The sequence below is a fragment of the Streptomyces sp. TLI_105 genome (genome assembly GCF_900105415.1).
Taxonomy (GTDB): Bacteria; Actinomycetota; Actinomycetes; order Streptomycetales; family Streptomycetaceae; genus Streptomyces.
The window spans coordinates 8019244-8041662 of record NZ_FNSM01000001.1 but is presented as its reverse complement, the minus strand read 5'-3'; the positions used below and the strand labels follow the sequence as shown (position 1 = coordinate 8041662).

Sequence of the window (22419 nt, the reverse complement as noted above, 5' to 3'; positions counted from 1 at the left end):
CGAAGGTGATCCCCCGAAGACACTGGCCCGGCACAGCCGACCGCCACTCCCGACACCGAAAGCCCGAGCAAGGGCTTCAAAACGATGTCCGGCCCGGACGGGGCCATGTATGTGATCCCCGAGGACGCGATGGACGCCATCGCCTCCGACGCCGTCGACCGCGAGCTGTTCAATGTCACCCGGCTCAGGCCTTTTCCAGCCTGACGGTGCTGGCCGCGTGTTGGACAGATCGGTGGAACGACGAAGCTCCTGGTAGACGGGTTCTCGACCAAGACCGCCCGCAGCCACCAGGAGCTTCGCGTGTTTGTCTACCCGTCGTCGGTCGACCTGTCCAGTCGCACCTTGCGGTGTCTGACGGGACGACTTGCTGCCCGGCGAGGGGAGATCGGGACCCGATGGCGTCGGCTGACCGCCAACCGTCAGGTTCTCCTCGCCCTGGCTCATCTGCGATGCGGTGACACCTACGCCCAGCTCGCCGCCGGGTTCGCCGCGACCAGGTCCGGTTGACGGCGAGTTGGGTGGGGGTGAGCTGTCCGCCCGGTGGTCGTTTGAGTCCGGTGGTGAGCCAGGGGCCGACGCCCTGGTAGGCGCGGTCGGCGAGGATCGGGACACCCAGGCGCTCGCAGATCCGGATGATGCGGGGGGTGCGGGCGGCGGTCAGGTCGTGGGTACGTCTCGGCAGAGCGGGCGAGATCCACAGCACCTCCCCGTCCGGGTCGGTAACGACCTGGATGCTCACGCCGTGCCGACGGTGCTTGGCCGAGTAGTCGGCCCGGCTGTCGCCTACGCGGTCGCACTCGGCGGGAGTCCCGTCCAGCAGGACGAAGGCAGGATCATGCTCGCGCAGCGTCTTGAGCAGGCCGGGAGCGAGATCGGCGAGAAGACCGGTCACGGCCGTGACATACGCGTGGGCGGTGCCGACGGATATCCCGAAACCGGCCGCGATCCGGGAGAGGGTGTCGTGGTGGCGTAGGTACACCAGAGCGACGAGCGCACGCCGACATGGCGGGAGATTGCACCGCCGGTCACCCTCACGGGTGCCGATGCGTATCGTCCCTTATCCTGCCGCAGTCGACCTCCACGAGGTCTCATTCCGCCATGGACTGCTCGATGAGACGGTTCGCCTGCAAGCGCTATAGCTTGCCGCAGCAGCGAGGACATCATCCTCCATCACGGCCTCGACCCCTGACCTGCATCGTCTACTGGGTGAGGATGAATTCGCCGATGAGCGGCGTCGCGGCCTGCACTCGGACTACGCCAACCTGCCCTACCGAGTCGGGTTCTGAGGAAAGATGGTCGACTGCCTCTATGCGGGCACTTTCGAAGTCGTCGATGTGCAGCGAGCCGTGCCAGAATCCAGCATCGAAGACGTCGTCGCCTCCTTGACTGTGTTGATCAACTCGACAGATGGGAAGGAATAGCTCGTTTCCACCCAGCTCGGCGCAGGTCCCGGACAGTCGGCCGGCAAGGACATCTCTGTCGGTGAGGTCCTCAGGAAAGCTTTCGAGCTTGACGGAGAGTACGACTGCCGTGATGCCCAGTCCTAGCGCACCACCCGAGACTCCCGCGATGCCGCCCACCGCAAAGGCGTGTCGCAGCTCGACCACGGTTTTGGCTACCTCGAAGAGACCTTCTATGATCTCGAATCCGGTCTTGATTGGGTGTTCTTCTTCTTCTGGCATTTTCCCTCCTCGAGTGGGTTCTCGGTGGACGAACGGGCGCCTGGTGCGGTTGCCCACCAGGTTGCGCAGGGGACTCCTATCCCTTCAGCGCCTAATGGCTGTGGATGGTTGGTCAATTGTGGAGGAATTGATATCCGATCCAGAGTTGGATCTGTGTCAGTCCGCTCAGGTTCAGCCCTGTGTCGAACTGCTGTTGAGGAATGATCACCTGCCAGTTTCCGCCTACGCCTCGTCCCCAGAACGCCAGCGATTTGGGGGCGTCGAGGGGCGGGTCGTCGCCGAATCCTTCATCAGGCAGCAGCGGCGTGGTCTTGGCTCCACGGGTGCTGATCTTGGGCAGCAGCCATTGCGTCGTCACACTGTTGTCGGCGCGGCGCTGTTGATACTTCCCGTCGTGGCGTATCTGGCATGAGATCTCACCTTCGGGGTGAGTTGCTCCGATGAGGGCCAACCGGATGCTCTTGATTTTTGCGTCGAAGCGGTCGGCCGGCACGTCGGCGACTGGATCGATCGTAAAGGTGAATCGGTGCAAAGATTTCAGGTCGGCTACCTGCGGATCGGAGGGCTTGAACGATCGTCTGATCCAGTCCTGATCGAGCGGTTTGTCGAAGTACTCGATGTAGTCGGCCTGCATTTCGACCAAGTCCAGTATGTCTCCCCATGAAGAGGTGAGCTCAGTCGCGAGCTTGATTTCGTCGATTTCCCGCTCGTAGTAATCGGTCCAGATGTCGGGGGACAGTCGGCCGGCATCCAGGGGGAAGTGAGCATCCTCGTTCTTCAGTGTGTATATTTCGACCGATCGCTTCGCCCGAAACGCGAGGCTAAGCAATGCGTCGGCCTTCGATTGAGCAGTGGAGACCGCCAAAAGTCCGGCTTGCTTGATCGCCTCTGCATCGAGAATTTGCTTTTGCTGCAGGGCATCTGCCTGTGCGGCAACTGTTTGCGCGCGGGCCAATCGAGCGGTTCCAGCGTCGACGCGCTGGCGGGCGAGCACGGCACGGTTGCGGGCAAGGAGCAGTTCGTGGGTGAGTTCGGTGCCACGCTTGATCAGAGCCACGTGTGGTGAGTTCTGGGTTGTTGTGGCCTGAGCGAGCCGCTGTGCGACGGTGGTGAAGTTGACGACGGTGCGGGCGCTGCTGATGGCGGCGGAAGCGTCCTGGCCAACGGTGTTGTAGACCTCCCTGATCTTCGCCAGATCGGCTTCTTCGCCGCGTAGGAGAGCCTGGGCTATCGGTGCCGCGTTGTCGAAGACGGTGTCGGCAAGCGTCATGAGGCTCGGTGCCATAGCGACCAGGCTTGCTCCGCCGGTCGGGATGGCGGCCGCAACACCCAGTACTGCGCCACCCACCTCGGCGACTGTCGCAACGACGTCGCCGAAGGAAATGCTGGGTGGGTCGTGGTGCTGCTGCGCCTCGACGATTGCCCTGTTGATGGCGGTGGTCGCTTGGTCCAGCTGGGCTTGTGCGTAGGCGACATCGCTGTCGGCCTGTGTCTGCTCTGTCTTAGCGATACCCAGGGTGCGGTCGGCGTCCTCACGCGCTGCGACCGCCTGCTGCGATAGCTGGCCGGCTATATCGGCGAGATTGGCGATCGTCTTCGTCAAAAGGATCTTTTCGACGCCGAGTGAGAGGAAATCGAGAACAGGCGTCAGGAAACGAGTGAATGCCTCGATGTATTTGTCGAAGTTGGGCACCACGTCCATGTCGGGCGGCAGCCCCAGCGCGTTGGCGCCTCCGCCGACCCACGCGGCGCCGGGTGTGGGAGCGTAGCCGACGAGCTGGCGGTGCAGGCGGATGGCGTCGGGGTTGTTGGGTTGGAGTTCCAGCGCTCGCTGGAACTCGATCGCCGCGAGGGCTCCGTACTTGACACTGTTCGGTACGCCTGGGTTGTACAGGTGGTAGTAGTACTCGCCGGTGACGATGCGGTAGGGGGCCCAGTAGTTCGTGTAGACACGGCCGGTGCTGTTGAGCAGGGGTTGAAGACCGGCGACGTAGGCGCTTTCGTCGAGGGTGGTGATGTTGACCTGTCCATCGGCACCCTGGGGGCCGTACTCTCCGGGGTCCCCTTCCAATGATCCTTCGCTGTAGGGGCCTTGCGCGGCCGGCCCGCCAGGGCCACCTGGTCCACCCCAGCCGCCGGGGGCTGAGAGATCTGGTGGCGTCTCGTCTTCGATGCTGGTGAAGGTGATTGAGCCGCCGTTGCCGCCTGGACCACCTGGGCCACCCGGCGTGCCGTTGGTGGGATCGGCGCCGGGAATGTCCACCTCGTCGTGCCATACGTCGTGGGTGGTCCCGTCTGGGTCCGTGATTGTTTCGTAGTAGCCGTCGCTGTGGTAGTTGGCTGTTCCGGGGGAGCCGGCTGTCCCGGCGGTTCCGGCGGTCCCGCCTCCTCCGGAGGCACTTGCCCGGGCGTTAATCGACCGCCGGCACATCACCGTGACGATGCCACCGGGGCCGCCTCTGTCCGTGGCGCTGGCATCGATCATTCCGTTTGTTCCGTCGTAGACGTCAGCGACGATGATGACTCGATTTCGGGTTACGCGCAGATTACACCCGGGCGCATGCTGCACTAGGCGCCCGATCAGGAAGACCGGTCCAATGCTGGGTCGCGTACAGAATTCGTTCAGATTCTCCGTGATGGTTACAGTGTCACGTATGTAGGGATAGTAGTCGGGAAGCATACGGAACACTCCTCACCAGTAGGTTCGTCGGCGATAGATTTTAATTTATCCCTGTGGCTAGGTGGGGCGGCCCAGGATTGCGAGACTAAAGCGGCAACGATTCGCGAGATGACAACACGATGCGAGGGGCGCAGGGCGCAATTGCAAAGCCGGAGATGCCACCCGTCGCACTCGACAACGAATCACGTCTAGGCATTAACGATATCCGGGTCCCACTCGAAGAATCGGCGTCATTTGTGGAGGTCCGACTTACCGTTACCCTTGAATGTCACGGACGCCAATGATCTGCCACGGAAGACCCGCCGAAACGTAGTCACCCGCTCTCAACAACCGCGACACGACTGGAAATATGGCTGTGAGCATCCACCAGATCCGGGTGTCAAGCAGTGCAAGACATCAGTGGGCTTGCTGTAGACGCTGCAGTGTGGTTTCCCCGGCCAGTCCGTGCGCGTTTCCATTTACCCCTTACCTGTTGCACTTCCAGTGTGTGCCTCCGCGACCGAGCCTTCCACTTGAGCCCCTACTCGATCACCCTCGGTAGTTCCTTAAGCGTCATCCAGGTGACGCTGAGGCGCCCCACTTCCGCCTGATCACGGCCGTAACGCCGCCCCAGCCAGAGGCCGTTGCCTCCCCCGAGGAGACCTGTACCTACCCGATCGCAACGCCCGCACGAAAGGGACACCTCACGCAATGAAGGCGTCAAGCGCAGGTCAGCCGCTCACGCATCCCCGGCCGGGGCGGCACCCCGCTGCGCCGTTTCGGGCAGCGGGAGGTCGCTTCCGTGGTTGCCTTCGCGTCCGAGGACGCCTCGTACGTCAGCGGCCCGACGCTGTACATCAACGGCGGGGCTCGCTGAGCTCCGCGGCGTTGCTCGACGCGGTCGCCGCGAGTTGCCGTATCCAGCGGGCGTCTGTCCGGTAGCGCCGTGGCAAGTGCTCGGCGTCTGGCGCGCCGTGGTGCTGTCCGGGTCTGTTGGCACAGGCCGCGACGTGCTGGGGATCTCAACCAGACAAAGTTCGGGCATATGCCACCCCGGTGGGCCTGAGGAAGGCATGCTTATTAGCCGCTACCAGGGGGTTGCGGCTCACAAGCGGGACGTACCTGCGCATGGGCTGCCAGTCGCGTTCGAGAGGGGGTTCAGTGAGCGTTTTCAGCGTTGTCTCTCCAGGGTGAGGACGGCTTTGGTGATGACGGTCAGGCGGTTGGGGCTGATGCGTGATCTGCGGAAGATCTGCCAGGACTTCAGCCGTGCCATGCCGCGTTCGACCGGTGCCCGGGCCGCGGCCAGGGCCCGGTTGACGGTGCGCTGGGTGAGGGTGAGCTCGCCGCCTGGTGGGCGTTTGAGTCCGGTGGTGGCCCAGGGGCCGGCGCCCTGGTAGGCGCGGTCGGCAAGGATGGGGACGCCCTGGCGTTCGCAGATCCGGATGATGCGGTGGGTGCGGGCCGCGGTCAGGTCGTGTGTGCGGCCCGGCAGCGCGGGCGAGATCCACAGCACCTCACCGGCCGGATCGGTGACGACCTGGACGTTCACGCCGTGCCGGCGGTGCCTGGCCGAGTAGGCGGCCCGGCTGTCGCCGACGCGGTCGCATTCGGCGAGTGTCCCGTCCAGGAGGACGAACTGGGGATCGCGCTCGCGCAGAGTCTTGAGCAGGCCCGGCGCGCGGTCGGCGAGCAGACCGGTCACGGCGGTGACGTACGCGTGGACGGTGCCGACGGATATCCCGAAGCCGGCCGCGATCCGGAGGAGGGTGTCGTGGCGGCGCAGGTACACCAGAGCGATGAGCACCCGCTGGTGCGGCGGGAGTTTGCACCTGCGGTCACCCTCACGGGTGACGATGAGCATCGTGACCCACTCGACGAGGGCATGCGGGAGGTCGAGTGCGGCAGGATAGGGAACCAACAGGGCTCCTGTGCCGATGGGTTGAGACTTCGAACACCTCCACCAACGGCACGGGAGCCTTGTGCGTTGCGGCCCTCACCTCGACCTGACCGGCGTCACCCGATCAGTGGCCACGCTGAAAACGCTCAGTAACCACAGTTCGTCCGAAACGACCCACGGACGAGAGTTCCTCTTCGCCACGAACGGACCAACGAGCACCCAAGCTGACAGTCACACCGTCAACGGCTTCTGTGAGGACCTCTTATCCGCCGGCCCACCCGACAACCCCCTTGCGCATCACTTCCCCAGGACACGACGCAGACTCCTCACCCGCAGGAGCCAACAACCGAAGACCCTATTCCCTCCGCGCTCGTCCGTGATCCGACATGCGGAAGTGCACCATGATGCTCATCGGTGAGAACACGGCAGACAGCCCGGCAGGCCGCGACGACGTCACCGCACTGAAGCGGAACCCGTGGCTCGCCGCGTCCGGCTACGGAACTGGCTGTTACACGAATGGCCCGCTCGGAGGGCGAGCCGCGCAGGTTAAGGAAATGCTCGGAAGTGAACACGAGCGAGCGCCGTGAGGAGTGTGTCAATGCCTGACGTGAGTGATGAACAACGACAGCGCGTGAAACAAGAAGCCACGCGAACTGCCTTGCTGGACAACAACATCTCGGCAGCCCTGGTTGTCGCCGGCGGTGTTGCGTCCTTTGTTTCTCCTGCGCATGGCATCGTGCTGGGCATCGGCTCGGGTCTCTTCTGGCTGTGCGCGAATTATCGCCAATCGATCGCGAATGATCCCCCGCGTGATGACTTCGATGAAGTCTGGATCACAAGTGCGAGCGTCGACGAGGGCAGCTTGCCCGGGGGCGAACCCCGCGAGCGGACCATCTACCGGTTCCACGCCCAGCAGCTGCTGGTCTGCGACGGACTGTACGCACTCCTGCGGTCCCTGGAGCGCTACGACGGTGCCAAGGCGGCAGGAGCAACAGAGGCCGTGGCCGCACAGGTCGACGCGGTTCAGCGGAACGCGACATCCATCGCCGATCAACAAGATGCCCTGATCGCGCTTGTGCCGGAAGTGAACCAGGCTTGGGTTTCGCTGCGGGACGAACTCGGTCTCGACTTGAGCACCGCGTCTCTGGGAGAGATTCAGCAGTTCTACCGCGATACCGTCGGCGAGCTACCGCCGCCCAGCGCTGCTCTTGAGGCCCTCGGGGCCAGCGTCCGCGGCGCTGCTAGCGACGTGCTGGAACCCTTCAGCACGGGATTGGCGCATCCCGTCCTGGACGCGACGGAGCTGCCTGCTGAGCCATCGGACTTGATTGGCCAAGACTACGTTGACGGCCTGAACGAGCTGTCCTCGGCATTGCGTGGCCTGGTCGTTGACATCTGATAGGCCTACAGAGGCGCTTGCGGTGGCGCCGCTTGTCCGGGGATGAGTTGTTCGTGCCTTCAGGACCGACGGGTCCGTCGGCTGGTCTCCACACGTCCTGAGGATGAGTCGTATGGGGCCAGTGCTGTGACCGGGAAGGTTGCCGGGTTGCTCGTTGTGCTGGTTGGAAGTGACGACGCTTCCGACCAGCGTGGGGAGACGGGATGGCACCACCGGTCACGTGCGAGAATCTCGTCGGGGTCGTCGCTGACCAGGGTCTCCGGTACGGCGAAGCCCGAGAGCTTGCGTCGCCGGGGCCGGCGCCATTGTTCGGCACTATCGCGGTCCGGCTCGACGACATCTTCCCCCATCCCCGTGCGCAGCCAATTGCTGCTGAACCTGCGCCGGACCGCCCACAGCGGTGACCTGCTGACCATGCGGCAGCCAGGACCACAGCCCAGCGCCCTGGCAGCGAACCGGGGACCGCTTGACCTCAAGCTCCTCCAGCGCGCCGATGTCAGGGAGGGCCAGGTCCCGACGCCAATCGTGTCCCTCGGGGCACGGTGCTCGGAGCCGGGCAGACGACCACCCTCCAGGGTGTCGGTGCCGGCACGGTGGTGGAGGTGTCGCGCGCCCTGGCGGTGGCCGTCCCCCTCCCGAAGGCCGAGAGGCTGAAGTTCCTCGCGTTCCACACCCACACCGTGCAGGAGCCCGGACTTCTAACCGCCGGCGAGATCAATCACCGATACGGTGCCGTCGCCGCTGTTGGCAACATAGAGCCGACCGATGTCGGGCTTGAGTGCCAGACCTGCCGGTTGGGAGCCCACCGGGATGGTGGCGCTGACGCTGCCGGATGTGGCATCGATCACCTTCACGGTGCCGTCGAATTGGGTGACGTAGGCATTGCCTCGAGAGTCGACCGTTGCGCCAGTGGAGCCTGTAGCGACGTCGATATCGGCTACGTTGTGGGTATCGATATCGATCAGAGAAACGATGTTGAAGCCTGAATTGGCGACGTATGCACGGCGCCTCAAGGCGTCGACCGCGATACCGATGGGCTGCTGTCCCACTGGGATGGTCGCAATGACCCCGTTGGGTTCAGGGTCGATCACCGACACCGCGTTGAATTCCGGTTGCGTGACGTAGACGCGGTGACTTGTCGGATCAACCGCGACACCAAGGGGACCAAGGACATCGATGAAGGGGAAAGCGAAGAATACCTCGTCGCTGAGATTGATTATCGACACCCGGCCGCTACCGCGATGGGTCACGTAGGCGCGACTCAGAAAGTGATCGACCGCTACCCTCATCATGCCGGGTGGCGGCGTGAACAGGTCTTGGACGCTGACGGTGGCGATGACGGCGTTGGACCTGTCAATCATTGAAACGGTGTTGTCGCCGCCGTTGGACACGCAGATGCCGAATTGGGGATCGGTTGCCACTCCCTCCGGGCGCAACCCGACGTTGATGGTGGCGCTCACCCCGTTGGTCGAAGGATCGATCACCGACACGGTGTCCTCACCGCTGTTGGTGACGTAGACGTCGCTGAGACCCACTGCCACACCGATCGGCTTCGCTCCCACCGGGATGTTGGCCACGACACGCAGCTGTTCAGCGTGGGGTGTGTTCATCGCTACACGACCTTCCGTGATCGAGCGGCCCGCGAGGAGGAGTCGTCATGGCCGGCCCAACTGCAGGTGGCGTCGCTTCGGAGGGGTTTGGTAGCGGTGGTACTTCACGGTGTCGCCGCCGGCTGGCTGCCGCTCGGTCAGGCCGCACCTTGGCGGCGGGCGCCTGGAGGGGCAGCGAGCCACCAAGCATGCTGACCTCTCGGGCTCGGGCAGCTGTTCCGGCGTCGCTCGACTTCGGAAGCCCCCATTTCTTCGGCAGACTTCGAGGCCCGGGGTTCCCCTCTGCGCACCCACCACTGCGTACGCAAACGCCCAACCAGCTACGGCGCTAGCGGTCGACATCAGGCTCTGAATCAAGTATGGGCGCGGGCCTTGCGCCGTGCGAGTCGGATCGCTGTGGGACCCGGGATCTCGGCCTGTGGTGGGACCGAGCTGAGGGCTCGTGTGGTCGAGGCCGGAGGGTTCGATGTCCTTCTGCCTTCAGCCATGACCACCCCGATGGCAGCGGCCACGGCCGCGAGCCAGGGAAGTGAGTTGGCCCAGGCCTCGTCCTGGCCGATGAGCGTCCGAAAGAATCACCAGAGAGCACGACGATGCCGAGCACACCGACCATAGAGGCTGACTCCCATGCCGAGGTAGGGATCCTGTCCGGCCAGGGGATGGCGGCGACCAGACCGCGTTGTCGGGCTCTCCCATGTTGAGCGATGCGGGCGACTGCCCGCCGCGCCCCTCCTCACCAAGATCCGGACCGTACTCGGTCCAGCGCCGCTCAATTGACGCGTGCGAGCGTCATACGTACAGGTCAGAAGCCTATCCAGGCTGTACCATCAGCAGACGAAGAACCTGCTGGTCAGCTACTCCCCGAAGAAGCTGGGCTTCTTCTAGAGGCACAAAAAGAGGCGCCCGACCTGGGCTTTTGCCAGTCAGGCGCCTCTCGCTCGCCCTATCGGGAGCGAGGCCGCGTTCGTATCGAAACCCCTGATTACTCCCACCGGTGTCCCGTTCCCGACCAGCGCTTCCGGACCGGTCGCGGACCCGGACACCGACTCACCGCGCAGGCGCCTCGCCCCGGCTGACGCGGTCCCGCTCCTCGATGGACTGCTCGATGAGGCGGTTGGCCTGCTCACGGGCGTCGTCCAGGTCCAGGCCGTCCGGCCCGCGCTCCAGACGGAGCAGGGGACGGGCGCCGGGGTCGTGAGGACGGGCGCGACGCGGGTGCGCGATCCGGGTCACACCACCGAGCGCTGCTTCGCGTCGACCCGCAGCAGGCACCGGGGGCGCCCGAGGCCGGTCTCGCTCGGATGGTCGCCCTCGGTCAAAGGGGCGAGCGATCGGGTGACCAGGGCGACGGTCCGTGCCGCTTCGCGATCACCGGCCTCGAGATCGGACCCGCCGTGAGCACGTGAGCGAAGACGCTCGGCGCCGGTCCGCTCCGGGCGACACGCAGGGCCAGGCCCTGCCGCCGACGGAGCCGGTCGTCCCCTCGGCGGCAGTGTCCTTCCCGGTTCCCGCCGTCAGCGCTTGGCCGGCTTCACGTTCTTGTCGACGCCGTTCACCCGCACGGCGACGGTCGCCTGCGTGGGCGCCCGGTCGGCCACGATCCGGTAGGACGTGACCTTCCCGTCCCGCCATTCGCAGCTGACCTCGTAGCCGCCGCGGGCGCGCAGGCCCCTGAAGGACCCCTTGGCCTTCCATTCGTCCGGCAGTGCGGGCAGCAGCCGGATGACGCCGTCGTGGCTCTGCAGGAGCATCTCCGCCACGGCGCCCGAGATGCCGAAGTTGCCGTCCATCTGGAAGGGCGGATGGTTGCAGAACAGGTTGGGCAGCGTGTTGAACGTCAGCAGTCCGCGCAGCATGATCCCGGCGCGGTGCCCGTCGCCGAGGCGGGCGAAGAGGGCCGCCCGCCAGGGCCAGGTCCACGAGCGGCGGCTGTCGCCCGTCACCGTGGCGGCCGTGAACGGGACGCCGTCCCGCTCCCCGCACCTCGCCTTGAGCGAGACCAGGGCGGCGGCCGCGAGGTCCGGCGTCCTCGTGGTGATCTGCCGGCCCGGGTAGACCGCGAAGAGGTGTGAGGTGTGACGGTGGGTGTCGGTGGGGCTGTCGATGTCCTCCTGCCACTCCTGCAACTGCCCCCACCGTCCGATCCTGTTCGGCGCGAGGCGCGCCTGCATGTCCGCGACCTTGGCCCGGTAGGCGGGGTCCGCGCCGAGTACCGCCTCGCAGTCGAGGTAGTTCTGGAACAGGTCCCAGATGATCTGCTGGTCGTACATGACCCCGTCCTCGCGCGGCCCGTGCTCGGGGGACCAGCCGTTCGGCGCGACGAGGAAGCCGTCCTCGCGTTCTTCGAGGTGCCCCTCCCAGAACGTGCAGATCTCCTTGATCATCGGGTGGGCGACGGTGCGGAGGTAGACCATGTCCTGGGTGAACGCCCAATGCTCGTACAGGTGTTGCGCGTACCAGGCGCTCGCGACGGTGTTCCACTCCCACGCGTTGCCGCCGAAGACGCTCTGGCTGGTACGGGCGGTCCACCCCCGGGAGTCCGCTCCGAAGGCGTTGCGGGTCGCCACCCGGCTGGGGACCGCCACCTGCCGGACGAACCCGACGAGCGCCTCGTGGCACTCCGGCAGGTTCGTCGTCTCGGCTCCCCAGTAGTTCATCTGCACGTTGATGTTGGTGTGGTAGTCGGAGGCCCACGCCGGCGCGTTGCTGTCGTTCCAGAGCCCCTGGAGGTTGGCGGGCAGCCCTCCCGGGCGCGAGGAGCTGATCAGCAGGTAACGCCCGAGGTCGAACATCGTCTGTTCGAGGGTCGGGTCCTGTCCGCCCGCCGCGTACCGTGCGAGCCGGACGGGGGTGGGGAGGGCGACGACGGCGTCACCGGTGGTGCCCCAGTCGACGGAGACACGGTTCAGGAGGGCCTGCGTCCCGGCGATGTGCTCCTCGCGCAACTCGTCGTAGGACCGGGCGGCCGCCACGTCGAGCGTCCTCACGACGACCGGTTCCGGATCGACTCCGCGCCATCCTGCGGCGGCGTCGAGCTTGTAGTCGGTGCGGGCGTCGAGCAGCAGAGTCAGGCTCGTACAGCCGCTGAACCGGAGCGTCGCCCCTTCCGCGCGCACCTCTCCGTCCGCGTGCGCGACGTGGAGGGTGCACGCGTGCTTGAGACCGTTGCCCATGACGCCACGGAAGGCGATCCTCCCTGCGGTGGCGTCGACGGTGGTCGGAGCCCCCTCTTGCCCGGACGTCAGGGAGATCACGCCGGACAGCCCCCGGTCGGCGTCCGAGGCGTACCGGAAGACCATGACGTCCGCGGACCGGCTGGCGAAGGCCTCCCGCAGGGCGCGCCGCCCCGGCGCGCCGAAGCGGGTGGCGTGGAGGCCCTGGGCGAAGTCCAGGGCACGCTGGTAGTCGACGAACATGCGAAGAGTGCGGGTGTCGAGGTCCGTGCCCGCCAGGGCGACCTCCGCGATCTGGAAACCGGTGGACGCCTTGCCGGGGGTGAAGGTGATCCGGTAGGTGCGGTAGGCCGTGGTGTTGGTGATCCGGTAGGTCCGGGTCTCACCGCGGCCGGCGAAGGACGCTCCCGGGTTCTGGGCGTCGAGGGTCACCCAGACCTGCCCGTCCTGCGACGCCTCGAACACCCACCTCCGGGGGTCGTCCTGCGAGCGGTCCGGGGCCGCCGTCAGCGCGTACGACGTGACGACGGCCGCGCGGGGCAGGTCCGCCTGCCAGACGACCGCGGGTGCGCCTCCCTCCACCCGCCAGACGGTGGCGGGATCGGCGTCCACCGAACGCGAGATGTCCTGCGCCCCTGCCTCGGCGCCCGATCCCTCGGAGTGTCCGCTCGGCGAGGACAGGTACATCGCGCCTTCCCCGACGAGGTCGACTCCGGGCAGGGCTATCTCGCTCACCTGGAAGTGGCTGACTCCGGCCTTGGGGACGAAGTCGAAGCGGTAGAAGCGGTAGGCCCCGGTGCCGCCACAGGTGAATTCCTTCGTCTGGAAGCGGCTCTCGAAAGGTGCCGCAAGAGTGCGGCTGTCCAGCGTGGTCCAGGTGGCGCCGTCGGAGGAGCCGGACAGCGTCCACTCCTGCGGGTCGCGCTCCGGAACGTCGTTGGCGCTCGTCAGACGGTAGGTCGCGACCGCGACGGGGTCGGGCAGCTCGACCTGCCACTGCACCTTCGCGCCCGGTCCCTCGATGCACCACTTGGTGCTCGGCGTGCCGTCGTACGTCTTGTCGACGCCCTCCGTGGAGGAGGTCCGGTACGGGCCTCCGGGCGCCGTGACCTGCGGGCGGGCGTGGAAGGTGACCACGACGTCACCGAAGTTCCGGTAGGAGCCGAAGCCGGTCATGCCCGTGTCGAAATCGCTGTCCGGCTTGCCCGCGAGGGCGTTGTCGTAGTCGTTGACCCCGCCCCACAGGCTCTGCTCGTTGAACTGGATGCGCTCCTGGTCGGGGTCGGCGAAGAGCATGGCGCCCAGTCGGCCGTTGCCGATCGGCAGGGCCTGTGACTGCCAGTCCAGGGCAGGGACGGGATACTTCAGCGCCGTACGGGAGAGGGTCGGCCACTGGAGGACCGCGGCCGTGGGGGCCGTCGCGGCTGCGGCTTGTCCGGCCGGCGTCCAGTCGGTCAGCTGAGTGATCAGGGGCGCGAGGGCGAATGCACCACCGAACTTGAGGATGCTCCGTCGCTGCGGTCGGACCTCATCGGTCATGGCAGGGGCTCCCATCCATGGAGGGGTTCTCTTGCGGGGATGTGGGGGCTCAACGGCTTTCGCCGAAGGCGTCGTCATCTTTGCGGCGCAAGAGATCCGATGTCTAGAGTCGTGCACCACCCATGACACCCTCAACTCGGCAGCCAGACACCACACATGGGGAGATACATCGGAGGTTTAATGCGGGCTCTCGTCCTCGATCACGACGATGTCCAGAACCCTCGGCCCGTGCACGCCCTCCACCCGGTCCAGTTCGATGTCACTGGTGGCCGAAGGCCCCGAGACCAGCGTCAGCGGTCGGTACGGGTCGAGCAGGCCGAGCGCCTCGGGCACGTCGGGGGCGATCCGGTCCGCCCTGATCACGCAGACGTGCTGGTCCGGCAGCAGGGTCAGCGCCCTGCGGCCCTGACCGGGGCCGTGGTCGAGGGCCACCGTGCCGGTGACGGCGATGCCGACGGCGACGGTGGTGACCACGGCGTCCGCGGTGTCCAGTCGGCCGACCGTCAGGGGCGGCTCGTCCGCCAGCCACGTCCACGACCCCTCCGGGAGCAGATCCGCGGGAAATCCGGGCGGCACGACCACGGACCGCACTCCGGTACGCGCCAACGCGCGGCCGACCGCCGCGGCGGCGTCGGCCGCCGCCACCCGGACCACCACGGCCCGGTACTCGGCGGCGCGCTCGGCGAACAGCCCGACGACGTCCGGCCCCGCGTGGTCGGCGCCGGGACCACGCGAAGGAGCGTCGTCGGGACTCTCGGAGTCCGGCACGCCGGCCAGCGCCACCCTCACCGCGCCCAGCACGGCCTCACGATCACTCATCGTCGTTCCTTCCCTTCGGTCTCCGTACGGTCTTCGTCTCGCGTGCCCGTCCTCGTACGGCGCCACCAGGCCCGCATCGACTCCCGGGGTGGCACGGGTGTGTCCCGGGTGCCGGACCAGCGGGCGAACGGCCCCGGCAGCGCGCCGATCCGGCCGTCGCGGGACAGCAGGCGGGCCCCGAGAACGGCCAGCCTCTGGACAGCGGCGAGCCGCCTCCGCGAGGACAGGACGGCACTCGCGGCCTTCATCGCCAGCGCCTCCGGGGTGGGCAGCAGCCGACTCCGCCGCTCGGCCTCGACGACTTCGGCTCGCAGGTGGACCAGCACCTCCGGAATGTCGATCTTCACGGGGCAGGCGTCGTAGCAGGCACCGCACAGGGTCGAGGCGAAGGGCAGCGAGGCGGCGTTCTCGACGCCGACGAGCTGCGGGGTCAGGACGGCGCCGATCGGCCCGGGATAGACGGAGCCGTAGGCGTGACCGCCGGTGCGCTCGTAGACCGGGCACACGTTGAGGCACGCCGAGCAGCGGATGCAGGCCAGCGCCTGACGGCCCACCTCGTCGGCCAGGGTGGCGGTGCGGCCGTTGTCGAGCAATACCAGGTGGAAGCTGCTGGGCCCGTCTCCGTCGGTGACGCCGGTCCACAGCGAGGTGTACGGGTTCATGCGCTCGCCGGTCGAGGAGCGCGGCAGCAGTTGGAGGAAGACGTCCAGATCGGCGAAGGCGGGCAGGACCTTCTCGATGCCCATGACCGTGATCAGGGTCTCCGGCAGGGTCAGGCACATCCGCCCGTTGCCCTCCGACTCCACGACCACCACCGTGCCGGTGTCGGCGGCGGCGAAGTTGGCTCCGGAGACGGCGACCTTGGCCCGGAGGAACTTCTCCCGCAGATGGAGACGGGCGGCCTCGGCGAGATCGCGCGGGTCGTCGGTGAGCGTGTCGGGTGCCGGCCTGCCCCACTCCCCCATCTCCCGTCGGAAGATCTCCCGGATCTCGGAGCGGCCCCGGTGAATGGCCGGCACGAGGATGTGAGAGGGGCGGTCGTCTCCCAGCTGCACGATGAGTTCGGCGAGATCGGTCTCATAGGCGCGGATGCCGGCGTCGGCGAGCGCCTCGTTGAGTCCGATCTCCTGCGTGGCCATCGACTTGACCTTGACGACCTCACGCTCGCCGGTCGCCCGGACCAGCTCGGTCACGATGCGGTTGGCCGCCGCGGCGTCGGCGGCCCAGTGCACCGTTCCGCCCGCCGCGGTCACCGCCTCCTCCAGGCGCAGGAGGTAGTGGTCCAGGTGACGGAGCGTGTGCCGTTTGACGGCCGCGGCCGTCTCCCGCAGCTCCTCCCAGTCCTCGAGTTCGGCGGTGACCGCCAGCCGCTTGTCCCGGATGGTCCCGGTGGCCCGGCGCAGGTTCGCGCGCAACCGGGTGTCGGCGAGCGCGCCGCGCGCGGCTTCGGGAAAGGCCGGGGTGCCCAGCCAGACGACGTTGTCGGCACCGCTCACCGTACGTGTCCTTCCGTGGCGGCCAGGATCTCGGCCAGGTGCATGGTGCCGACGCCGGTGCGGAGGCGCGAGAGACCGCCGCCGATGTGCGCGAGGCACGAGTTGTCGCCGGCGCACAGGAACTCCGCGCGAGTGCCCTGGACATGGCGCATCTTGTCGGCCAGCATCGCGTTGGACACGTCCGCGTTCTTCAGCGCGAAGGTGCCGCCGAAGCCGCAGCAGGATCCGGCGTCGGGCAGTTCGACGAGGTCGATGCCCTTCACCGCGCGCAGCAACTGCAGGGGCCGGTCGCCGACCCGCAGCATGCGCAGCGAGTGGCAGGTCGGGTGGTAGGTGACGCGGTGTGGGAAGTACGCCCCGACGTCGGTGACGCCGAGCACGTCGACGAGGAGTTCCGACAGTTCGTACACCGTCGGCACCACCCGATCGACCGCCTCGGCGAGGGCCGGGTCCCCGTACTGGGCGGCCACCACGCGGTGGTGGCCGCGCACCATGCCGGCACACGATCCGGAAGGGGCGACGACGGCGTCGTAGCCCGCGAAGACCTCGGCGAAGCGGCGCACCAGGGACAGGGCCTCGGGGCGGTAGCCGGTGTTGAAGTGCATCTGGCCGCAGCAGGTCTGCCCTTGCGGGAACTCGACGGTGTGGCCGAGGCGCTCGAGGAGTGCGGTGACCGCGCGGCCCGTCCGGGGGAACATCGTGTCGTTGAAGCAGGTGATGAAGAGGGCTATGCGCATGGTGCTTCCTTCGGCGTACCCGGGGAGCCTGTGACGGTCAGCCCGTAGGTCCGCGTGGCGGTTCCGGCGAAGACCTCGTGGCGTTCCGCCGGATCGAGCCGCGCCGTCACCGCGTGTGCGGCGCCGAGGACTTCGGCGTAGGTGGCCGCGAGACGGCAGACGGGCCAGTCGGATCCGTACATCAGCCGCTCCGGCCCGAAGGCGTCCAGGACCGTGTCGGCGTACGGCACGAGGTCGTCCGGGGTCCATGAGTCCCAGTCGGCCTCGGTGACCATGCCGGAGAGTTTGCAGACGGTGTTGGGCAGGGAGGCGAGCCGTCGGATCCGCCGGGTCCAGGGGGCGAGTTCACCGGATCCGATGGGCGGTTTGCCCAGGTGGTCGAGGACGAAGGTGAGTCCCGGCAGGAGTGCGGCGGCCTCCGTCGCGGCCTCCAGCTGATGGGGCTTCACCACGAGGTCGTAGACGAGCCCGGCCTCGGCGACCGCGGCGAGACCGCGCAGCACGTCGGGGCGGGTGAGCCAGCGAGGGTCAGGTTCTCCCTGCACCTGGTGACGGATGCCGACCAGATGGTCGCCGCCCGGTCCTCCTCGCAGGCTCGCGAGTGTGTCGGCGACGTCGGCGGCGGTCAGGTCGGTCCAGCCGACCACACCGGCGACCAGGTCGCTGCGCGCGGCCAGGGACAGGAATTCCGGGGTCTCCTCCGGCACGGTGATCGTCTGCACCAGCACGGTGGCGACGACTCCGGCCGCGCGGGCCTCGGGCTCCAGGTCGGCAAGGGTGAAATCACGCCGTAGCGAAGCCAGTTCGGGTCCGGAGATCCAGTCCTGGTCGCGTACGGACAGCTCCCAGAGGTGGTGGTGGGCATCGACGACGCGGAGCTCGGGGTAGGGGGTGGTCACAGCTGCCACACCACCGGCAGCGAGGCTTCCGCTCCCTCGGCGGAGTAGTCGTGGGCGACGTCCAGGAGTCCCGCCATCCGCGCCTGCCAGGCGATGTTGACGGGCAGCCTCCCGAGCGTGGCGATCATCGCCGCGTAGTCGTCGACCTCGAGTGCGTGGAACAGATCGGTGCCGCTGCGCCAGATCGTCCACTCGCTCACGCCGGCGGCGCGGATGGCGTCGGTCAGCTCCTCGGGCACCTCGCGGTGCGCCGCCTCGTACTCCTCCACGCGGTCGGCGCGGACCCTGGTGTGCAGGGCGACCCTCATGACTCCTCCTTCGACGGTGCGGCGTGGGGAACGGGGACACCCGCCGCGAGGAGACCCTCGGCGCGCAGTTCGTCCCACAGCGCGTCCGGGACCGGCCGGCGCAGCTGCTCCACGGTGTCGCGCACCTCCTCGGGGGACCGTGCGCCCGTCAGGACGCTTGCGACGGCGGGGTGACCGAACGGGAAGTGAAGGGCGGCGGCGCGCAGCGGGACGCCGTGGCGTCCGGTGATCGCCAGGAGCCGAAGGGCACGGTCGAGCACAGGCTGCGGGGCGGGCGCGTAGTCATACGTGGCACCCGGTCTCGGATCGGTGAGCAGGCCGGAGTTGAGTACGCCTCCGATGATCACGTCACGACCGCGGGCGGCCGCCTCCGGCAGCAGCTCGCCGAGCCCGTCCTGATCGAGCAGGGTGTAGCGGCCGGCGAGGAGGACCACGTCGATGTCGGTCTCGCGCAGGAAGCGGGCGGGCAGCGCGGACTGGTTCATCCCGACGCCGATCGCCCCGACCACGCCTTCGGCGCGCAGCCGCTCAAGGGCCGGGTACGCCTCGCGCAGGGCCTGCTCGGCGTGGTCGTCAGGATCGTGCAGGAGGGCGAGGTCGACACGGTCGAGGCCGAGGCGGTCCAGGCTCGCCTCCAGGGAGCGCAGCACCCCGTCGGCGCTGAAGTCCCAGACTCGACGGTGGGTCGCCGGAACGGCGAAGCCGTGGGCGAGGTCGTCGCCGGCGCGGCCCTCGGCGTCGGGCACGAGGAGGCGGCCCACCTTGGTGGAGAGGGTGTACGCGTCTCGGGGGCGGCCGTGCAGGGCCGCCCCCAGGCGCCGCTCCGACAGGCCCAGACCGTAGTGGGGTGCGGTGTCGAAGGTGCGGACGCCGGCGTCCCAGGCGGCGTCGACGGTGGCGCGGGCCGTCTCGTCGCTCACCGGCTCGTAGAGGTTGCCGAGGGCGGCGCAGCCCAGCGCCAGGCGTGAGCCCCGGCGGGCATCGCCGCCCGCGGTGGTGGTCCTCACTGGCGGACCGCCGGGCGCAGGCGCAGTCCTTGCATGCCGCCGTCGACCGCGAGTGCGGTGCCGGTGACGCTGGCCGCGGCGGGACCGGCGAGGTACACGATGGCAGCCGCCACCTCCTCGGCCGTGACCAGTCGGCCCATGGGCTGGCGGCCTTCGAGGGCGGCGCGCTCGGCCCGGGGGTCCTCGGCGGCTTCCAGGAGCCGGCCCACCCAGGGCGTGTCGGCGGTGCCGGGGTTGACGCAGTTGACCCGGATGCCCTCGCGGACGTGGTCCGCGGCCATGGCGAGGGTCAGGGACAGTACGGCGCCCTTGCTCGCGGAGTACAGGGCCCGCTGCGGCAGCCCGGCGGTGGCCGCGATGGAGCAGGTGTTGACGACGGCGGCGTGTGCGGATCGGCGCAGATGAGGCAGGGCGGCCCTGGTGGTGCGGACCATGCCGACGACGTTGACGTCCAGGACGCGGTGCCACTGCTCGTCGTCGTTGTCCTCGACGGTCCCGGCGGCGCCGATGCCCGCGTTGTTGACGAGGATGTCGATCCCGCCCAGTCGCGCGGCGGCGGTGTCCACAGCCGTGCGTACCGAGGCGTCGTCCCCGACGTCGGCCTTGAGGGAGAGCACCGGTTCGGGCACGCCGGCCGGGTCGAGGTCGAGCACGGCGACCGCCGCGCCGCGCGCGGCCAGCGCGCGGGCCGTGGCCAGTCCGATGCCGGAAGCGCCGCCGGTGACGACGGCCCTGAGGCCTGACAGCTCGGTCATGCCGCGTTCTCCTGTCCGGTGCGGTCGGCGACCCAGAACGTTCCGTCCGGGTAGCGGTACTCGGCGATGGACTCCGCCCGCATGGCGGCGGAGAAGCCGGGGGCGAGCGGCGCGGCGTAGTGGCCGTCGCGTATCACCACGGGGTCGGTGAAGTGCTGGTGGAGGTGGTCGACGTATTCGATCACGCGGTTCTCCGTGGTGCCGGACAGTGCGAGGTAGTCGAACATCGACAGGTGCTGCACCAGCTCGCACAGCCCCACCCCGCCGGCGTGCGGGCAGACCGGCACACCGGACTTGGCTGCGAGCAGCAGGATCGCGAGGTTCTCGTTCACGCCTCCCACCCGGGCGGCGTCGATCTGGAGGACGTCGATGGCGCCGGCTTCCAGGAGCTGCTTGAAGACGACACGGTTCTGGACGTGCTCGCCCGTGGCGACCTTCACCGGTGTCACGGCCTTGCGGATCGTCGCGTGGCCGAGGATGTCGTCGGGGCTGGTGGGCTCCTCGATCCAGTACGGGTCGAATTCGGCGAGGGCGCCGGTCCAGTCGATCGCCTCGTTCACGTTCCACCGCTGGTTGGCGTCGATGGCGATGCGGATGCCGGCGCCGACGGCGGCACGTGCGGTGCGCAGTCGTCGGATGTCGTCGTCGAGGTCGGCGCCGACCTTGAGCTTGATCTGGGTGAAGCCGTCCGCGACCGCCTGCCGGGCGAGCCGGGTGAGCTTGTCGTCGGAGTAGCCGAGCCAGCCCGGGGACGTGGTGTAGCCGGGGTAGCCGCGTTCCAGCAGCGCCGCCTCGCGTTCGGCGATCCCTGCGCGCCCCTCGCTGAGGAGGTGGAGGGCTTCCTCGGGTGTGAGGGCGTCGGCGATGTAGCGGAAGTCGACCTGGGAGACCAGCCACTCCGGCTCGGCGTGGGCGAGCAGCTGCCACAGCGGCTTGCCCTCGCGCTTGGCGGCGAGGTCCCACACGGCGTTGACGACGGCGCCGATCGCCATGTGCATCACGCCCTTCTCGGGGCCGAGCCAGCGCAGCTGGCTGTCTCCGATCAGGTCACGGCTGAGGGAGCCCGGGTCGGCGCACAGTTCCGCCACGGGGCGTCCCACCACGTGGTGCCGCAGCGCGTCGACGGCGGCGACCTGGACGTCGTTGCCGCGTCCGATGGTGAAGGTGAAGCCGTGTCCTTCGAGCCCGTCGGTCGCGTCGGTGCGCAGGATCAGGTAGGCGGCGGAGTAGTCGGGGTCCGGGTTCATCGCGTCCGAGCCGTCCAGCTCCCGTGAGGTCGGGAAGCGGATGTCGAAGGTGTCGACCGCGGTGATCCGGGCGGGAGTTGCAGTCAAGGGGGTGCCTTTCACGCTTGGCCGAAGGTCTGGCGCTGGCTGCCGAGCCCGTCGACGGACAGCTCGACGGTGTCGCCGGGAGTCAGGAAGGGGGTGCCGGGCAGGCCGAGGGCCACGCCGGCGGGCGTGCCCGTGTTGATGACGTCGCCCGGCTCCAGGACCATGTACTGGCTGAGGTACGACACGATGTGGTCGACCGGGAAGATCATGTCGCCGGTGTGGCCGTCCTGCCGCTTCACACCGTTGACGCTGAGGTGGAGTCCGAGGTTCTGGGGGTCTCCGACCTCGTCTGCGGTGACGAGCCAGGGGCCGAGGGGGTTGAAGGTCTCGCAGGACTTGCCCAGGTCCCACTGGGGCGAGTACTCCAGTTGGAACTCGCGCTCCGACACGTCGTGGCTGACCGCGTATCCCGCGATCACGGCTCGCGCGGCGGCCGGCCCGTCGAGGTAGCGCGCCCGGCGGCCGATGACGACGGCGAGTTCGACCTCCCAGTCCGTCTTCACCGAGCGGCGGGGGATCAGCACCTCGTCGTACGGGCCCACGACCGTGCCGGGGTCCTTCATGAACACGACCGGTCGCGAGGGGAGCGGCGCGCCGGTCTCGGCGGCGTGGTCCCGGTAGTTCAGGCCGACGCAGACGACCTTGCCGGGGCGGGCGACGGGTGCCCCGATGCGTAGTCCTTCCGGGTCCAGCTCGGGCAGCGATCCCTCCGCCAGCGCCGTACGAGCCCGGTCGAGACCGCCCGAGGCGAGGAAGGCGCCGTCGATGTCGGAGGCCACGGAGGAGAGGTCGAGCAGCCGGCCGTCGTCGGTGCGGACGGCGGGCCGCTCCTCACCGGGGGCACCGACACGTAGCAGTTTCACAGGATAACTCCCTTGCCATGGCTGGTTCGTCGAGGAGGTCGACCGCAGGTGTCTTCGACGGCCCGCGTCCTCAGGCTTCGGACACGGTCGTCGGAGGTATGGCGGCAGCGCGACTGTAGACACAAGGAGGCGGGACCCGCAACGGATACATCCGATGTATCTCGGAACTCCAGGCCTGACGTCCGGTAAATCGTTGTGAGCGGACCCTTGTCAACGTCGGCAACACCGTCGTAACGTCC

16 protein-coding genes and 2 pseudogenes are annotated in these 22419 nt (G+C 68.1%); 2 read left to right on the top strand and 16 right to left on the bottom strand.

Annotation, left to right across the window (positions count from 1 at the left end; translation table 11 throughout):
• Positions 1-300: 300 nt before the first annotated feature.
• A pseudogene (locus BLW86_RS36540) lies at positions 301-486 on the top strand (transposase family protein); the annotation flags it as partial.
• Positions 487-499: 13 nt separating this feature from the next.
• Here the strand turns inward: BLW86_RS36540 and BLW86_RS36535 are convergent.
• From BLW86_RS36535 to BLW86_RS36520, 4 genes and pseudogenes are all read right to left on the bottom strand, one after another.
• A pseudogene (locus tag BLW86_RS36535) lies at positions 500-1051 on the bottom strand (transposase family protein); the annotation flags it as partial.
• Positions 1052-1199: 148 nt separating this feature from the next.
• On the bottom strand, positions 1200-1682 hold the full coding sequence (locus BLW86_RS36530) for a hypothetical protein (RefSeq protein ID WP_093877987.1): 483 nt from the start codon (positions 1680-1682) through the stop codon (positions 1200-1202).
• 112 nt (positions 1683-1794) lie between these two features.
• The gene (locus tag BLW86_RS36525) at positions 1795-4362 is read right to left on the bottom strand and encodes a hypothetical protein (RefSeq protein ID WP_143060320.1); all 2568 of its coding nucleotides are present in this window, start codon (positions 4360-4362) and stop codon (positions 1795-1797) included.
• 1150 nt (positions 4363-5512) lie between these two features.
• A complete protein-coding gene (locus BLW86_RS36520) occupies positions 5513-6262 on the bottom strand; it encodes a transposase family protein (protein ID WP_093877985.1) in 750 nt (249 codons plus the stop codon).
• A gap of 577 nt (positions 6263-6839) precedes the next feature.
• Between BLW86_RS36520 and BLW86_RS36515 the strand changes: the two genes are divergently transcribed.
• Positions 6840-7640, top strand: coding sequence for a hypothetical protein (locus BLW86_RS36515; RefSeq protein ID WP_143060319.1), 801 nt, complete (start codon positions 6840-6842; stop codon positions 7638-7640).
• 698 nt (positions 7641-8338) lie between these two features.
• Here the strand turns inward: BLW86_RS36515 and BLW86_RS36510 are convergent.
• The 12 genes from BLW86_RS36510 to BLW86_RS36455 all read right to left on the bottom strand — a co-directional run bounded on the left by BLW86_RS36510 (position 8339) and on the right by BLW86_RS36455 (position 22180).
• A complete protein-coding gene (locus BLW86_RS36510) occupies positions 8339-9250 on the bottom strand; it encodes a YncE family protein (RefSeq protein ID WP_093877983.1) in 912 nt (303 codons plus the stop codon).
• A gap of 1047 nt (positions 9251-10297) precedes the next feature.
• Complete coding sequence (locus BLW86_RS43595) at positions 10298-10483, bottom strand: hypothetical protein (protein ID WP_093877982.1); 186 nt, start codon at positions 10481-10483, stop codon at positions 10298-10300.
• Between the two features lie 281 nt (positions 10484-10764).
• Positions 10765-13962: a glycosyl hydrolase family 95 catalytic domain-containing protein gene (locus tag BLW86_RS36500; RefSeq protein WP_093877981.1), complete on the bottom strand. Its 3198-nt coding sequence runs from the start codon at positions 13960-13962 to the stop codon at positions 10765-10767.
• Between the two features lie 177 nt (positions 13963-14139).
• A complete protein-coding gene (locus BLW86_RS36495; RefSeq protein WP_093877980.1) occupies positions 14140-14781 on the bottom strand; it encodes a LutC/YkgG family protein in 642 nt (213 codons plus the stop codon).
• On the bottom strand, positions 14778-16277 hold the full coding sequence (locus BLW86_RS36490; protein WP_093877979.1) for a LutB/LldF family L-lactate oxidation iron-sulfur protein: 1500 nt from the start codon (positions 16275-16277) through the stop codon (positions 14778-14780). The genes BLW86_RS36495 and BLW86_RS36490 overlap by 4 nt, the downstream gene beginning before the upstream one ends.
• Complete coding sequence (locus BLW86_RS36485; protein WP_093877978.1) at positions 16274-17014, bottom strand: (Fe-S)-binding protein; 741 nt, start codon at positions 17012-17014, stop codon at positions 16274-16276. Before BLW86_RS36485 ends, BLW86_RS36490 begins: the two co-directional genes overlap by 4 nt.
• Positions 17005-17913, bottom strand: a complete 909-nt coding sequence (locus BLW86_RS36480; RefSeq protein WP_093877977.1) for an amidohydrolase family protein — start codon at positions 17911-17913, stop codon at positions 17005-17007. Before BLW86_RS36480 ends, BLW86_RS36485 begins: the two co-directional genes overlap by 10 nt.
• Positions 17910-18221 carry an L-rhamnose mutarotase gene (locus BLW86_RS36475; protein WP_093877976.1) on the bottom strand — a complete coding sequence of 104 codons (312 nt, stop codon included), beginning with the start codon at positions 18219-18221 and terminating at the stop codon, positions 17910-17912. Before BLW86_RS36475 ends, BLW86_RS36480 begins: the two co-directional genes overlap by 4 nt.
• The gene (locus BLW86_RS36470; RefSeq protein WP_093877975.1) at positions 18218-19228 is read right to left on the bottom strand and encodes an aldo/keto reductase; all 1011 of its coding nucleotides are present in this window, start codon (positions 19226-19228) and stop codon (positions 18218-18220) included. The genes BLW86_RS36475 and BLW86_RS36470 overlap by 4 nt, the downstream gene beginning before the upstream one ends.
• Entirely contained in the window at positions 19225-19983 is a 759-nt protein-coding gene (locus BLW86_RS36465; RefSeq protein WP_093877974.1) for an SDR family NAD(P)-dependent oxidoreductase, read from the bottom strand. The genes BLW86_RS36470 and BLW86_RS36465 overlap by 4 nt, the downstream gene beginning before the upstream one ends.
• Complete coding sequence (locus BLW86_RS36460) at positions 19980-21317, bottom strand: L-fuconate dehydratase (RefSeq protein WP_093877973.1); 1338 nt, start codon at positions 21315-21317, stop codon at positions 19980-19982. Before BLW86_RS36460 ends, BLW86_RS36465 begins: the two co-directional genes overlap by 4 nt.
• 11 nt (positions 21318-21328) lie before the next feature.
• The gene (locus BLW86_RS36455; protein ID WP_093877972.1) at positions 21329-22180 is read right to left on the bottom strand and encodes a fumarylacetoacetate hydrolase family protein; all 852 of its coding nucleotides are present in this window, start codon (positions 22178-22180) and stop codon (positions 21329-21331) included.
• Positions 22181-22419 lie beyond the last annotated feature (239 nt).

Coding starts and splice junctions, on each gene's coding strand:
- BLW86_RS36525 (WP_143060320.1), bottom strand. CDS start 4,362: ATGCTTCCCGACTACTATCCCTACATACGTGACACTGTAACCATCACG.
- BLW86_RS36485 (WP_093877978.1), bottom strand. CDS start 17,014: ATGCGCATAGCCCTCTTCATCACCTGCTTCAACGACACGATGTTCCCC.
- BLW86_RS36510 (WP_093877983.1), bottom strand. CDS start 9,250: ATGAACACACCCCACGCTGAACAGCTGCGTGTCGTGGCCAACATCCCG.
- BLW86_RS36530 (WP_093877987.1), bottom strand. CDS start 1,682: ATGCCAGAAGAAGAAGAACACCCAATCAAGACCGGATTCGAGATCATA.
- BLW86_RS36515 (WP_143060319.1), top strand. CDS start 6,840: ATGCCTGACGTGAGTGATGAACAACGACAGCGCGTGAAACAAGAAGCC.
- BLW86_RS36465 (WP_093877974.1), bottom strand. CDS start 19,983: ATGACCGAGCTGTCAGGCCTCAGGGCCGTCGTCACCGGCGGCGCTTCC.
- BLW86_RS36495 (WP_093877980.1), bottom strand. CDS start 14,781: ATGAGTGATCGTGAGGCCGTGCTGGGCGCGGTGAGGGTGGCGCTGGCC.
- BLW86_RS36500 (WP_093877981.1), bottom strand. CDS start 13,962: ATGACCGATGAGGTCCGACCGCAGCGACGGAGCATCCTCAAGTTCGGT.
- BLW86_RS36475 (WP_093877976.1), bottom strand. CDS start 18,221: ATGAGGGTCGCCCTGCACACCAGGGTCCGCGCCGACCGCGTGGAGGAG.